Below are 14,095 nucleotides of genomic sequence, written 5' to 3'. Positions count from 1 at the left end.
CCTGCCTTTGCAGTCTTAGCGAAGTTTGTTGATTTAAGTAATTCTACCGACCGGGCAGGGATCGCTTTCAATAAGGGGTGTGCCCACATCGACAGATTCTTGTTGAACGGCTATGTCGTAGCGATACTCGGCACATCGGCCGTATCGCTCGTTCTGGCGTTTTTCGGTCCGGTTTTCGCGGGATCGCCGCCGCTGCTGCTGTTCCTGGTGGCGGTGATACCGTCGGCCTGGCGGGGAGGGCTCGGCGCAGGATTGTTTGCCACCGCATCGAGCACCTTGATCGGGATGTACTTCCTGGTCGAACCCGATCGTTCGCTATATGTGGCGGAAACCGCCGAAAGGCTGAGACTGCTTCTTCTTTTCAGCGTCGGGATACTGCTCAGCCTGGTCATCGGTCGGTCGAGAAAGGCGGAAGCCGATGCGCTGAGAGCGGCTCTCGACCGTGACAGGCAACTGAAGACGGAGATCATCGAGCATTGGGAGACCGAGCAAAAGCTCAAGGATGAAGAAACCTTCGCCCGCAAAGTGCTCATGTCCTCCCTGAACGGTCTTTACATCTACGACATAAAGGCCGGCACCGATACCTTCATCAATGCCCAGTACACGAGGCTGACCGGACATACCCTCGACGATCTCGCCGCCATGAGAGGGCCGGAGTTTTTCGCCTTGTTCCACCCGGAGGATCGGGCGCGGGTCGCCGCGCACATGGAACGTCTCACGCGCGCCGCGGACGGCGACGTGTCGGAGATCGAATACCGTTTCAGGACGGCGGACGGCCGCTGGATCTGGTGCCTGTCGCGCGACTCGATTTTTTCGCGGGACCCGGACGGGAACGTCAGCCAGTGCATCGGGGCGTTCCTGGATATCACCGAGCGCAAGCAAGCCGAAGAATCGCTTCGCGAATCCGACCGCCGCAAGGACGAATTTCTGGCGATGCTGGGGCACGAACTCCGCAATCCCTTGGCGCCGATCCGAAACGCCGTAAAGGTGATGAAGAAGGTCGGCCTGCCCGATTCCAGGCTGAAATGGGCGGGCGATGTGATCGACCGGCAGGTCAATCAACTGGCGCATTTGGTGGACGATCTTCTCGATGTGTCGCGCATCGTCCAAGGCAAGATCACCCTACATAAAACCGCGGTCGAGGTGGGCCAGGCGATCGAATTGGCGCTCGAGACCAGCCGGCCGCTGATCGATGCCCGCCGTCACGAACTCATCCTCTCGCTGTCCGAGGTTCCCTTGCGGTTGGACGGGGATGTCGTACGCCTGGCGCAGGTCGTGGGCAATCTGCTCACCAACGCCGCGAAGTACACGCCGGAAGGCGGGACGATTTGGCTGAGCATCGTGCACGAGAACGGTCAGGCGGCGATCTCGGTGCGCGATACCGGCGAAGGCATCCCGAAAAACCTGCTGCCCAAGCTCTTCAAGCTTTTCACCCAGGCCGAGCGCACCCTGGACCGGGCTCAAGGCGGCCTGGGGCTGGGCTTGACCATCGTCCAGCAGATCGTCGAATTGCACGGCGGCCGGGTTGAAGCCAGAAGCGAAGGACTCGGCAAGGGCAGCGAGTTCATCGTGCGCCTGCCGATCCACGAGTCGGCGATCGATGCCGCCTGCCGTGTTGAGCATTCATAACGCGCCCCAAAACTTCGCGTCCGCGCACGGGTCGTAAATTCATGGCCTGCCCGAATGTCCGGGCGCACCGCGGACCGTCGTCCGTATCGAAAACGCTTTAGGCTAAATCCGGCCGTCGGGAACGACCTGAAAAGCCCTAAACCCTCTCCCTGGCGCTCTCCCAAAGGGAGCGGGTGTTTTGAAGGTCGGGCGAAGGGCTGGGGTGAGGGCCGGCGCGGCCTGGCGGCCGTTTCGGCGATTCAACCGCGGTTTTTAGGTTTAGGCATGCCGTAATCCCGAAGGGAGGAGGGACGAATCGATGGATCGCATCGCGGGTTTCGGACCGATCGTTTGGGTTCTTGCCTTGGCTCTGCTCGGATGCGGCCGGCAAGATGCCGGTGCTGTCCGTCTGACCGGCTGGCTGGCGTCGCCGGTGGAAGAAAAGCTCACACTATCGTTCATCGATGCTTTCGAGCAGCGGCATCCCGGCGTTCCGGTCCGGTACGAGCCGATCACGGCCAATTACATGGACAAGCTGCTGCTCATGCTGGCCACCGGCACCGCGCCCGACGTGGTAATGCTGGAAGCCTTCTGGGTTCCGCTACTGGCGGGCTACGGCGTGTTGTTGCCGCTCGACGGTTTTCTCGCCCGCGATCCCGATTTTTTTCCGGACGACTTCGAGCCTGCGCTGCTCGATGCGTTCCGTTCCAACGGCACGCTCTACGGTCTGCCCAAGGATTATTCGACCCTGGCGCTCTACTTCGACCCGGAAATGTTCGCCGCGGCCGGACGCACGGAAGCCCCGAGGACCTGGGGCGAATTCGCCGCGTCCGCCCGGCGGCTCACCCGCGATACCGACGGCGACGGCGTCATCGACCAATACGGTTATTGCCATGCGGAAGCCTTCGAATACTCGCTGCCGTTCGTCTGGCAGAACCGGGGCGAATATTTCGACGCGGAGGGCCGCGCCGTTTTCGACGAGCCCGCCTTCGCAGAGGCGCTGAGTTTCCTTCAGAGCATGAAGAACGACGGCATCGCCGTGATGCCTTCCGACGTCGGCGCGGCCTGGAACATGGACGCCTTCGGCCGGCGCCGTGTCGCTATGGCGATCTCGGGATTCTGGGCGGCGAATTTCCTGAACGAGACCTATGCGCGCACGCCGTACCGGGTGGCGCCGCTGCCGGTCGGCAAACGGGCGGCTTCGGTCGCGTTCGTGGCCGGCTATGCCATTCCCAGGCGGACCCGAAACCCGGATCGGGCGTGGCGCTTGCTCCGCTATCTCACCGGGCGCGAAGGCGGGCGCATCTGGGGCAAATCCGACGTCGGGCTGCCGGCGCGGCGTTCGGTCGCGCAGGAATTGGCGATCGGGCGCGATCCCTTGAAGCGGGTTTTTCTGCAAAGCCTCGATCATGCCCGGATCTGGCAATTCCGGGTGAACCAGCGCGTCCTGGACGAAACCGAAAGCGCGCTACAGGCCATTTTTCTCACCGGCGCGGCGGTTCGGCCGACGCTGGACGATTTGAAGCGCCGGGTGGAGCGGGAGCGGCGGTTTCGGGTCGACGCCCGACGCGAATTGCCGAACCGCTCCGAGGCATCCCGCTGACATGCCGGAGCGTCGCCGCGAAGCCAGGGCCGCGTATCTCTTCCTGCTTCCGGCTTTGGTCGTTCTTGTCCTGTTCGTGTTCGGCCCGCTGGCGTTCATCTTCGTCACCGCCTTCTTCGACTGGAATCTTTTCCGGTCCGGGCAACATTTCCTCGGCTTGGCGAATTTCGTCGAACTGGCGGGCGACGAGCTGTTTTTTACCGCTCTGCGCAACACGGTGATCTATGTTCTGGGCGTAGTGCCGGCCCAGACGTTCCTGGCCCTGCTGCTGGCGCTCGCCGTCAACCGGGACATTCCCGCCCGGGGATTCTTTCGGGCGGCGTTTTACATTCCGGCCATCACCTCATCGGTGGTGACGTCCATCATCTTTCTGTGGATCTACTCGAAGCCGGGACTGCTCAATTACGCTCTGTCCCGGTTCGGCATCGCGGGTCCGGACTGGATCGGATCGCCCAGATACGCGCTCGGCGCCATCATGGCGCTCAACGTCTGGTCGACTTCGGGGTACTTCATGGTGGCGTTTCTCGCCGGGCTCCAGAGCATTCCGGCTTCGCTCTACGAAGCCGCCCGGATCGACGGCGCCGGTCTCTGGTCGCGCTTCCGGCACATCACGCTGCCCGGTATCAAGCCGACGCTGTTTTTCGTGGCGACCCTCGGGATCATCGGCAGCTTTCAAGTGTTCGATCAAATCTACATGATGAGCGCGGGCGGGCCGGTCAATGCCACCACCACGCTCAGCTATTTCATTTACAACAACGCCTTCCGATATTTCCGCTTCGGCTATGCCGCGGCGGCGGCCGTGGTGCTGTTCGCGATCATCCTGCTGGTCGCCCGCGTGCAGCGGAAGATCGTTCGCCCGGAAGCGCCATGATCGGGACCGCCGCCATTCGAAACACGATCCGGCGGTCGGCCGTTCTCGCGTTCTTGCTCGTGGCGACCGGCGTATTCACGCTGCCTTTTCTCTGGGCGCTGTCTCTCTCGTTTCAGCCGCCGGGCGACGTTTTCAGTTGGCCGATCGAGCTCATTCCGGACGAATTCACCTTGCAGAATTACCGGCGGCTGTGGACCGAAATGCCGTTCGCCCAGTGGCTCGGGAACAGCGCCGGCGTTGCGCTGGCGGTGACTCTGGCGAATCTTTTCTTCGACGCCCTCGCGGGCTATGCCTTCGCCCGCTTGCGCTTTCCGGGACGCAAGGTCCTTTTCGCTCTGCTGCTGGCGACGCTGATGGTGCCGGCCCATGTGACCCTGGTGCCCAAATTCATGCTCCTGAACGCCCTGGCGCTGGTGAATACCTATGCCGCGCTGATCGCGCCGTCCGTGGTTCAGGTGGTCGGCATCTTTCTGATGAAGCAGTTTTTCGAATCCATTCCGCCGCAGTTGGAAGAGGCGGCCCGCATTGACGGCTGCAACCGGTTCCAGGTGTTCTGGCGCGTGGTGTTGCCGGCTTCGCGGCCCGCGCTGGCGGCGCTGGGCATTTATACCTTCCAGGGCAACTGGAACGAATTCCTGTGGCCGCTGGTCGCAACTACGACCGGCGACCGGTTCACCCTCCCGGTGGGCCTTGCCATGTTCCGCTACGAATACCGGGTCGAGTGGACCCTGCTGATGGCGGGCGCGGTGCTCGTCGCCCTCCCGACGCTGCTGATATTCCTGGTTTTCCAACGGCTCTTCATCCAGGGCATCGCCGCGAGCGGATTGAAGGGATGAATATAAAAAACGGCGGCGGCCCGAATCGAGTGGCGCGTTTTTTCAGGACGGGGACTTCCGCCTGTGGGTCGAAACCTCCGAGCCCTCATCCAAACGGCTGTCCAAGAAACATCATCCCCGGCACCTGTCCACTACGGATTTGCACGCGCTGCTCGCGGAGTTGGGTATTGCCGCCTTGCCGGCCCACTTCGCGGAATGCGCGCTGGTGTTGCCCGGCCATGAGAATGCGCCTCTGGCCTGTCCGGAGCTTGCGCCGTATCTCGACATCGAAAATCCGGAGCAGGCCGAATTTACGGAATGGACCATTGCCTGCTGCCGGCTCGCTGAGCACCCCATCGGCCATCTGAACGAAATTCACTTCCAGTCGATTTTTCGTGTCCAGGAGTGGCTGCTCGGCGGCGATTTCCTGTTCTGGCACTGGTTTACTCAATCCCTGAAAGCGGTCCTGTTCAAGGATTCGTTCATCCCGTCGCTGCGCCTGCGCGAGACGAAAAAAGAGGTTTACGAGCTTTACGCGGGGTGGGAATTTCTCGCCGAATTCTACGAAAACCTGATCCGCGAGGCGGCGGAACGGATGCCGCCGAGCGCCGGCCCCGGCTACGAGGCCGAGAGCTTGCTTAGGCATTGCGCCGAGGTGCTGCTCCACCGGAGCATGGGCTGGACCCAGTCGACCCAGGCGCTGGCCAAGAAGATCCAGGGCTCCCTGGTCGAAATCGGCTTGCGCGGGGATGTGCGGAATCCCTGGCAGAAGACCAAAGACCTGACGCTGTATCGAGGTGGCTCAACTGGCGGCGAAGATTGGCCGGCGAACCGCGGCAAGCCGGCTTTCAACTCTGTCTTCAACTGCACGAAGCCGGCGATGCCGATCCCGACCGCTGGCGGCTCGAATTTCGCGCGGCGGCGTGCCGGGATTTTTCGCTGCAGTTGGCCCTCGAAGACTATTGGGCGATGAGCGGGGAGGCGCGGCAGGCCCTGGCGAATAGCTTCGGCGAGGATTTCGAGAAAAATCTGCTGCTGAGGCTGGGGCAGGCGGCGCGCATTTACCCGGCCTTGTGGAAGGGGTTCGAAACCGTCGAGCCCAGCGGCATGGACTTGACCCTGGAAGAAGCCTTCGCGTTTCTCAACGAAACGGCCTGGGTACTGGAGGATGCGGGATTCCGGGTGATCGTTCCCGCCTGGTGGACGCCGCAAGGACGCCGCCGTGCCAAGCTTCGGATGCGCGGGTCGGGGAGCGCCCGAAAACCCGCGGCCGGCACCGCGAAGAGCGGTCTGAGCCTGGACGAACTCCTTCAGTACCGCTACGAGCTCACGCTGGGCGGCGAAACCGTCAGCGCCGAGGAGTGGGAGCGGCTGGTCGACGCCAAGACGCCTTTGGCCCGGTTCCGCGGGCAATGGGTGGCGCTCGACCGCGAGCGGATGCGGGAAATGCTGGCGTTCTGGAAGGCGCGGGGAGAAACGGGGGAGACGCTGGACCTGCCCGAACTCCTGCGCCACAATGCCGAGGAAGCCGACCTGTTCGAGGCGGACCCGGAAGACGCGTGCGCCGCCATGCTGGCGAAGCTGCGCGATCACCGGCAGCTCGAGCCAGTCGAAGATCCGCCGCAGCTCAACGCCACCTTGCGCGAATATCAAAAACGCGGCGTCGCCTGGCTCCGCTTGCTGGAGCAACTGGGGCTCTGCGGCTGTCTGGCCGACGACATGGGACTCGGAAAGACCATACAGGTCATCGCCCGCCTGGTGCTCGAAACAGAGGAAAACGGCCGCGCGGGGCCGACCCTGCTGATCGCGCCGACCTCGGTGATCGGCAACTGGCGCAAGGAAATCGAGCGATTCGCCCCGCATCTGTCGACTCATATCCACCACGGCAGCGTACGGCACCAGGACGAACACCCTTTCAGGGAGGAATGCGCGCGCACCGATGTGGTCATCACGTCCTACACGCTGCTGCGCAAGGACGCCAAGCTGTTTTCCGCGATGCCGTGGCGGCGCGTGGTTCTGGACGAGGCGCAGAACATCAAGAACCCGGTCGCCGCCCAGACCAAGGCCATTTTGCAGCTCGATGCCGGGTACCGGCTCGCGCTGACCGGCACGCCGGTGGAAAACCGCCTGCTCGACCTCTGGCCGGTCTTCAATTTCCTCAACCCCGGCTATCTGGGCAAGCAGGCTCAGTTCCGCAAGAACTACGAACTGCCGATCCAGCGGGACAACGATCTCGCGAAATCGACGCTGCTCAAGAAACGGGTCGAGCCGTTCATTCTCCGCCGGGTCAAGACCGATCCCGCCATCATCAGGGACTTGCCGGCCAAGGTCGAAAACCGGCAATTCTGCAATCTGAGCCGGGAACAGGCGTCGCTGTACGAATCCCTGGTGCGCGATGTCGAGCGGCAATTGGAAGAGAGCGACGGCATCCGGCGCCAGGGCCTGATGCTGTCCACGCTCATGAAGCTCAAGCAGATTTGCAACCATCCCGCACAATTCCTGCAGGACGGCAGCCCGTTTACGGCGGAGCGCTCGCACAAGCTGGAGCGGCTGATCGACATGCTGGGCGAGGTGCTCGGCGAAGGCGAAAGCGCCCTGGTATTCACCCAGTTCACCGGAATCGGCGAAGCGCTGGAGCGCCAGCTCAAAGCCGCCTTGCAATGCCGGACCTATTATCTGCACGGCGGCACCTCGCGCAGCCGGCGCGAACGGATGATCGCGCACTTTCAGGACCCGGAGAGCCCGCCCGCGGTGTTCATCCTTTCGCTCAAGGCCGGCGGGGTTGGCATCACCCTGACCCGCGCCAATCACGTGTTTCACTTCGACCGCTGGTGGAACCCGGCGGTGGAAGATCAGGCGACCGACCGCGCTTTCCGCATCGGCCAGACGCGCAACGTATTCGTGCACAAGTTCATTACCCTCGGCACCCTGGAAGAACGCATCGACCGGATGATCGAGGACAAGAAACAGGTGGCCGGCGCCATCGTCGGCCGCGATGAATCCTGGCTTGCGAAGCTCGACAACGAGTCCTTCAAGCAGCTCATCGCTCTAAACAGGCAGGCACTATTGGATTGAACCTAGAAACGGCAGTTGAGCGCTTAGATGGAGTAGAAAAGCCTTATGAATTCTGACCGTCCCACCTTCTATCGATTTCACCACTTGGGTGAAGTCGCTACGCACCCGATTGCACGGCGGGCGAGTCGCCTGGCAGCGTTGCCCCTTCTTGCGGGAGACTACCCCGCGGCGGCGTCGCGCCTTGCCATCCAGCTCGCCCGCCGCACACTCGGATGCGTCCAACTGCCGTTTCTAGGTTAAACCATGAAAACCGTACGCACCTGGTGGGGGCGCAAATTCATCGAATCGCTTGAAGATTTCACCGATCCGGCGCGGTTGGCGCGCGGACGCGGTTATGCCGGCAGCGCCCGCATCCGGAGCCCTTGCCGATGACGCTGGCGGCGGACGACTTCTGGCGCCTCAAGAAGCGATTGCCGGAACAGATCGAACCCGCCATCCCGCCCGCCGTGCCGGCGCTGCTCATCAAAAAAGGCGACGATTTTCCCGAGTTCTGGACCAAGGACAATTCCTTCATTGAGGCCATGGAAGCGTGCTACGAGGCGATCAGAAAGCGCGGGAAAGCATGGTGAGCAAGGCAGGTCAGGGAGCGCGTTAGCCAGCGTAGCCCGGATGGAGTGCAACGAAATCCGGGATGATTCGAGGCATGGAGTCCCCGTATTCCGCTTGCGCTGCATACGGGCAAGGCTTCGCGTAACGCGTCGATGTTTTCGGTCAGCAAGCGGCGGCGACGTTCCGGCAGGGCGACCGTAAAGAAGTAGGGACCGCCGGGGATATAGGCTCGAATGTAATCGGGAAGGGCGAAAAGTTTGGTTGATGTCTCGCTTTCTCGGAAGGCGGGTTACGCTGCGCTAACCCGGCCTACAAAAGCTTCGCAAACTCTTTTTTATAAAGGTCGTGAATATTCGAAACCCCAGTCCCAAGACGTTAACGGTCCTTAAACGCGGGCTCTTCCTGATTTTGTTGATTCCGTTATTCAAATTGATCGGAAATGCCGTGCTCGATCAATTGGGCGCCAACCCCATCGAGAAAATCACCCGGACCACGGGTTACTGGACGCTGACCCTGCTGCTCGTCACGCTTTCCGTGACGCCGCTCCGGTGTGTTTCGGGCTGGCCCGGCATCGTCAAGGACATCGCCCAGCGGCCTTATATCACCGTGGGATTCACCGCGATCCTGCTACTGATTCCCCCTGGCGGTCACCTCGACCGACGGCATGATCCGTCGTCTCGGCGGGAAACGCTGGCGGCGGCTGCGCCGCCTGATTTATGCGATCGGCGTCGTGCATTTCTGGTGGCTGGTCAAGAAAGATATCGGTGCGCCGGCCGGCGATGCCGCGATTCTGGCCGTACTGCTGGAGTTTCGGGTAATTGCCGCGGCGTGGAAGCCGAGCTCCGGAGCAAGAGCGGAGACGAACGGAAAATCGCCGATCATCGGCGGATCGAATATCAATCGGAATCCGCCGCGTCGATCGGTTTTGAGCGGAAACACCCGCCCCGAGACTTCGCCGTAGCCTACTCGCCTTTACTGTCGAATCTCTCCGTTTCCGGTTTCTTCCTGCGCCCTGGATTTTTCTTCGCTTGACAGCGTCTTAGGGAAGCTCTGAATAAGTGCGTTTTATTGGTGGCTCCGATAAACCGGCCGGGGCTACCAGCCGAAAAAGGTCGTTTTTCCCTCCCCATTGGCGCCCGCTATCGGCGCTCTTTCCGCCCCTCGCCCCCGGTTTTCCGGGGCGATGCACGGATTGATCCCTAGGCCGCCCTCAACTCCTCCCGCACCTGGTAGAGATTGCTGAGGGCAAACAGCAGGTAGAGTTGCTGCCCGTTTTTGAAGAGTCCCCGGTACCGGACCTTGGTATAGCCGAATTGGCGTTTGACGATCCGGAAGGGGTGTTCGACCACCGCCCGCAGCGCGGCCAGCATGCGGTTGTGAAGCGCTTGTTCCGCAGGCAAGTCCTCGCCCTTCTTACGCTTGAAGGGAAACGCCCAGACCGGCTCGCCCTCCTGGCGTTCGACCTCCAGATTGCGGTCCTTGCGGGTATAGGCCCGATCGCCCAGGACGACCTGCTCCTCGCCGTGCAACAGGGCCTCGGTCATGACCCCGTCCGCCACCTTGGCGGTGGTGACTTCCATCGTATGCACCAAGCCTGAATCAGCATCCACGCCGATGTGCGCCTTCATGCCAAAGTGGTAATTGTTACCCTTCTTGGTCGAACTCATCTCGCCATCCCGCTTCCGCTCGCGGTTCTTCGTGGACGGCGGGGCGGCGATCAGGGTGGCATCCACGATGGTCCCTTGACGCAACAATAAGCCCTTTTCCGCCAATAGGGCCGCCGTTTCATCGAATAGGGTTTGCGCCATCTGATGGGTTTCCAACAGGCGCCGGAACTTGAGGATCGTGGTTTCATCCGGCATGGCGTCCTCGCCCGCATCCAGCCCGGCAAACTCGCGTAGCATCGGAATGTCATGCAGCGCCTCTTCCATCGCCGGATCGGAGTAGCCGAACCAGTGCTGCATCAGGTGGATGCGCAACATCGTCTCCAAAGGAAAGGGACGCCTGCCCCGGCCGGCCGTCGGGTAGTACGGCGCAATCCGGCTCGTCCACAACCCCCAAGGAATCACCTGCTCCATCTCCTGGAGAAATTTCTGACGCTTGGTCAGCTTTGGTTTCTTCACAAACACGGTGGCACTGAGTCCGAGTTGCTTCATCGGGGGTCGACCTGTCTAAAATTGGACGTTGGGCATTATTTTATCGGGGCCAGGGACTTGTTCAGAGTTTCCTTAGCAGGGACGCACTCTTGATTGAAAGGCTCGGCGCCTATTGCATTCCCCCCCTTTTTTCTCCGGAAAAACAAGTGTTACTTGAAATTTCCCTGTTCGCCATCGGCAAGGGCCGGCGCGCCTTCTCTCGGGAATCGGGAGCCGGGCGGTTCCGCGGCTTCGTTTCCGCGAACGCTTTCGATGCGAAGCGGACGGCGCACGCCGGGGCGAGAGGCGCGCGATGATACGGTTCGAGAAACAGCGCGCGCCGGTCGTCGACGCCGCCATCGTTTTCAGCCTGGTGGCGGCTTTCGTGAGCGAAACGCTGGTCCCGCGCGATGTCACGGTATGGGCCTTATACTTCGTCCCGGTCGCTCTCAGCTTCTACGTCTGGCAACCGCGAACGCCGATCTTCGTGGCTTTCGTTTCGACGGCGCTGATCATCGGCGGCCGGTTTCTCTCTCCTTCGCCCCTGGAGCCCTTGCCGACGATTCCGTGGCTGAACAGGAGCCTGGGCATACTGGCGATCTGGGTGGTGGCGGCGGTCGCCCGGCAGACCATCCAGGCGAAGATCGAGCTCCGGGAGGATGATTGGATCCGTTCCGGGCAGCGGGATCTGAGCATCCGCATGCAGGGAGAGCAGACACTTCAGGGGCTGTGCGACAACATCCTGCGCTTTTTCTGCGAATATCTCGATGTGCCCGTCGGCGTCATCTACGCGGCGGAGCGCGACGGCGGCGAACTCGTGCGCATGGCGTCGTACGCGGTCGGGCCGGATTTAGGTTGTCCCGAACGCATCGCGCCGGGCGACGGGCTTATCGGCCAGGCAGTCAAGGACCGGCGGGTCTTGCGCTTCAATGACGTTCCCGCCGGGTACCTCCGGATTTCGTCGGCGCTCGGCGGGGCCGGCCCAAGACATCTCGTCGTGATGCCGGCGATTATCGATAACAAGGTCAAGGCGGCGGTCGAGCTCGGGTTCATCCATCCGGTGGGCGTCTCGGACATGGATCTTCTCGGTACGATGGCCGAACCGGTGGCCAGCGCGATTCGGTCGTCTTTGTACCGCACCCGGCTCGAGGACCTCCTCAGGAAAACGCAGATTCAGGCCGACGAACTGCGAAGACAGCAGGAAGAATTGAAAGTAGCCAACGAGGAGCTCGAAAGCCAGAGCAAGGCGCTATCCGAGTCGGAGGCGCGTCTCGAGGCGCAGAACGAGGAATTGACGGAGATCAATATCCGGCTAGAGGAACAGCACGACGAGCTGGCGCGGGCTCAGCGTGAGCTGATAAAACGCTCGGACGATCTTGCCCGTGCCAACCAATATAAGTCGGAGTTCCTGGCGAACATGAGTCACGAGTTGCGCACCCCGCTCAACAGTACGCTCATCCTCGCCAAGCTCCTCGCCGACAACAAGGACGGCAATCTGACCCCGAACCAGGTCAAGTACGCCTCGATCATCTATTCGTCCGGCAACGACCTGCTCGAGCTGATCAACGATATTCTCGATCTCTCCCGAATCGAGGCGGGCCGTCTGGACATACGGGCCGAAACGGTCGAACTCGCGCCTTTGGTGGAGTCGCTCGAGCGGAGCTTCCAGCCGGTGGCGTCGCAAAAGAACCTCGCGTTCAAAGTGTCGATCGCGCCGGGGACGCCGGGGGCGATCACCAGCGATCCGCTCCGGTTGCAGCAGATCCTGAGAAACCTTCTGTCGAACGCCTGCAAGTTCACCGAGGCGGGCGAGGTCAGCCTGCGCGTGGTTCAGGCCGGGCCGGACCGAATCAGCTTTGCCGTCCGCGACACCGGCATCGGCATTCCGCCCGAGCAGCAGGACGTCATATTCGAAGCCTTCCGCCAAGCCGACGGGAGCACCCAACGCAGGCACGGCGGCACCGGGCTGGGCCTGGCCATTTCCAAGGAACTCGCGCATCGGCTGGGCGGCGAAATTTTGGTGGAGAGCGCGCACGGTAAAGGAAGTACCTTCACGCTCATCTTGCCTGTCGAATTCGCGGAGCCGGCCGGCCGGGAACCGCCTCCCGTAGCGAAAGAGGCCGTCCCGCCGAAGGCCCGCCCATCGGCCGGAATTCCCGCGCGGAGTCCGGAAAGGCGTGTGCGGGAGCCGGCTGACGAACCGGCCGGAGAGCCGGCGCCGGACGATCGTGAGCGCCTTGCGCCGGGCGATCGGAGTATTCTGATCATCGAGGACGATCCGCCTTTTGCGGGCATCTTGTGCGATCTCGCACGCGAAATGCGTTTCCGGTGCCTGATCGCGACCAGCGCCGGCGAGGGCCTCTCGCTCGCGGAGCAGTTCCTGCCCAGCGCGATCGTTCTCGACATCCATCTGCCGGACCATTCGGGACTCAGCGTGCTCGAGCATCTCAAGGGCCATGCCGCGACCCGCCATATTCCGGTACACGTCGTCTCGATTTCCGATTACACCCAGCAAGCCCTCCAAATGGGCGCGATCGGGTACGCGCTCAAGCCGGTCATGCGCGAGCAGCTCGTGAGCGCGTTCCGAAAACTGGAACAAAAACTCGAACAAAACGTCCGCCGCGTTTTGGTGGTCGAGGACGTCGTGGCTCAGCGCGAGAGCATCGAGCAGCTCCTTCGCACCGAGGGTGTCGAGGTTGTTTCGGTCGGCACCGGCCATGAGGCGCTGAAGCAACTGAAGGAAGCCACCTTCGACTGCGTGGTTCTCGACCTCAGTCTGCCGGATATCTCGGGTTACGACCTGCTCGACAAAATGGCTAAGGGCGAGGCGTTCTCGTTTCCGCCCGTCATCGTGTATACGGGGCGGACGCTGACGCGCGAGGAAGAAAGCCGTCTGCGCCGCTATGCCAGCACGATCATCGTCAAGGGCGCCCGCTCGCCGGAGCGCTTGCTGGACGAGGTGACGCTTTTTCTGCATCAGGTGGAAGCCCGGCTTCCCCGCGAGCACCAGCAGATCCTGCGCGAGCTGCGCAACCGCGAGGAAGCGCTCGAAGGCCGCAATATCCTGGTGGTCGAGGACGACGTACGCAATATCTTCGCGCTCTCCAGTCTGCTCGAGCCGAAAGGCGCCAGGGTGCGCATCGCCCGCAACGGCAAGGAAGCGCTGCAGGTCCTCGAGCGCGCCCTGCACGAGCCGGATGCCGCGGTGGATCTGGTTCTCATGGACGTCATGATGCCCGAGATGGACGGTCTCACCGCGACGCGGGAGATCCGCAAGCGTCCCGAATGGAAGAATCTGCCGATCATCGCGCTCACCGCCAAGGCGATGCCGGACGATCGCGCGATGTGTCTTCAGGCGGGCGCCAACGACTACATCGCCAAGCCCATCGATATCGACAAGCTGGTTTCGCTCATCAGAGTCTGGATGCCCAAGTAGAGG

Annotated in this window: 12 protein-coding genes; 11 read left to right on the top strand and 1 reads right to left on the bottom strand. The window is 62.1% G+C overall.

Features of this window, described 5'->3' with window-relative positions; all coding sequences use genetic code 11:
* Window positions 1-99 precede the first annotated feature (99 nt).
* The 9 genes from ACWJKU_RS16445 (at window position 100) to ACWJKU_RS16405 (ending at window position 9,553) form a co-directional block, all read left to right on the top strand.
* On the top strand, window positions 100-1,629 hold the full coding sequence (locus ACWJKU_RS16445) for a PAS domain-containing sensor histidine kinase (protein WP_454143986.1): 1,530 nt from the start codon (window positions 100-102) through the stop codon (window positions 1,627-1,629).
* 298 nt (window positions 1,630-1,927) lie between these two features.
* Window positions 1,928-3,211, top strand: coding sequence for an ABC transporter substrate-binding protein (locus tag ACWJKU_RS16440; protein WP_454143984.1), 1,284 nt, complete (start codon window positions 1,928-1,930; stop codon window positions 3,209-3,211).
* Window position 3,212: 1 nt separating this feature from the next.
* Entirely contained in the window at window positions 3,213-4,082 is an 870-nt protein-coding gene (locus ACWJKU_RS16435) for a carbohydrate ABC transporter permease (RefSeq protein WP_454143982.1), read from the top strand.
* Window positions 4,079-4,918 carry a carbohydrate ABC transporter permease gene (locus ACWJKU_RS16430; RefSeq protein WP_454143980.1) on the top strand — a complete coding sequence of 280 codons (840 nt, stop codon included), beginning with the start codon at window positions 4,079-4,081 and terminating at the stop codon, window positions 4,916-4,918. The genes ACWJKU_RS16435 and ACWJKU_RS16430 overlap by 4 nt, the downstream gene beginning before the upstream one ends.
* Window positions 4,919-5,057: 139 nt before the next feature.
* Entirely contained in the window at window positions 5,058-5,870 is an 813-nt protein-coding gene (locus ACWJKU_RS16425) for a hypothetical protein (protein ID WP_454143978.1), read from the top strand.
* Window positions 5,867-7,972: a DEAD/DEAH box helicase gene (locus tag ACWJKU_RS16420; protein ID WP_454148167.1), complete on the top strand. Its 2,106-nt coding sequence runs from the start codon at window positions 5,867-5,869 to the stop codon at window positions 7,970-7,972. Before ACWJKU_RS16425 ends, ACWJKU_RS16420 begins: the two co-directional genes overlap by 4 nt.
* Window positions 7,973-8,215: 243 nt before the next feature.
* A complete protein-coding gene (locus ACWJKU_RS16415; RefSeq protein ID WP_454143976.1) occupies window positions 8,216-8,344 on the top strand; it encodes a hypothetical protein in 129 nt (42 codons plus the stop codon).
* Entirely contained in the window at window positions 8,341-8,541 is a 201-nt protein-coding gene (locus ACWJKU_RS16410; RefSeq protein ID WP_454143974.1) for a hypothetical protein, read from the top strand. Before ACWJKU_RS16415 ends, ACWJKU_RS16410 begins: the two co-directional genes overlap by 4 nt.
* 424 nt (window positions 8,542-8,965) lie before the next feature.
* Entirely contained in the window at window positions 8,966-9,553 is a 588-nt protein-coding gene (locus ACWJKU_RS16405) for a hypothetical protein (RefSeq protein WP_454143973.1), read from the top strand.
* A gap of 167 nt (window positions 9,554-9,720) precedes the next feature.
* Here the strand turns inward: ACWJKU_RS16405 and ACWJKU_RS16400 are convergent, their stop codons facing one another.
* Entirely contained in the window at window positions 9,721-10,677 is a 957-nt protein-coding gene (locus tag ACWJKU_RS16400; RefSeq protein ID WP_454143176.1) for an IS5 family transposase, read from the bottom strand.
* Window positions 10,678-10,823: 146 nt separating this feature from the next.
* On the opposite strand from ACWJKU_RS16400, the gene ACWJKU_RS16395 reads away from it, so the two are divergent.
* Window positions 10,824-10,973 carry a hypothetical protein gene (locus tag ACWJKU_RS16395; RefSeq protein ID WP_454143971.1) on the top strand — a complete coding sequence of 50 codons (150 nt, stop codon included), beginning with the start codon at window positions 10,824-10,826 and terminating at the stop codon, window positions 10,971-10,973.
* Window positions 10,970-14,092, top strand: coding sequence for a response regulator (locus tag ACWJKU_RS16390; RefSeq protein WP_454143969.1), 3,123 nt, complete (start codon window positions 10,970-10,972; stop codon window positions 14,090-14,092). Before ACWJKU_RS16395 ends, ACWJKU_RS16390 begins: the two co-directional genes overlap by 4 nt.
* Window positions 14,093-14,095: the final 3 nt, after the last annotated feature.

Source organism: Methylocaldum sp. MU1018 (assembly GCF_053646775.1).
This window is presented reverse-complemented; position numbering and strand designations above follow the sequence as displayed.

What these genes read in the sequence shown, in the direction of transcription:
- ACWJKU_RS16430 (WP_454143980.1), top strand. Translation starts at nt 4,079, where the DNA reads ATGATCGGGACCGCCGCCATTCGAAACACGATCCGGCGGTCGGCCGTT.
- ACWJKU_RS16410 (WP_454143974.1), top strand. Translation starts at nt 8,341, where the DNA reads ATGACGCTGGCGGCGGACGACTTCTGGCGCCTCAAGAAGCGATTGCCG.
- ACWJKU_RS16420 (WP_454148167.1), top strand. Translation starts at nt 5,867, where the DNA reads ATGAGCGGGGAGGCGCGGCAGGCCCTGGCGAATAGCTTCGGCGAGGAT.
- ACWJKU_RS16400 (WP_454143176.1), bottom strand. Translation starts at nt 10,677, where the DNA reads ATGAAGCAACTCGGACTCAGTGCCACCGTGTTTGTGAAGAAACCAAAG.
- ACWJKU_RS16435 (WP_454143982.1), top strand. Translation starts at nt 3,213, where the DNA reads ATGCCGGAGCGTCGCCGCGAAGCCAGGGCCGCGTATCTCTTCCTGCTT.
- ACWJKU_RS16440 (WP_454143984.1), top strand. Translation starts at nt 1,928, where the DNA reads ATGGATCGCATCGCGGGTTTCGGACCGATCGTTTGGGTTCTTGCCTTG.
- ACWJKU_RS16415 (WP_454143976.1), top strand. Translation starts at nt 8,216, where the DNA reads ATGAAAACCGTACGCACCTGGTGGGGGCGCAAATTCATCGAATCGCTT.
- ACWJKU_RS16390 (WP_454143969.1), top strand. Translation starts at nt 10,970, where the DNA reads ATGATACGGTTCGAGAAACAGCGCGCGCCGGTCGTCGACGCCGCCATC.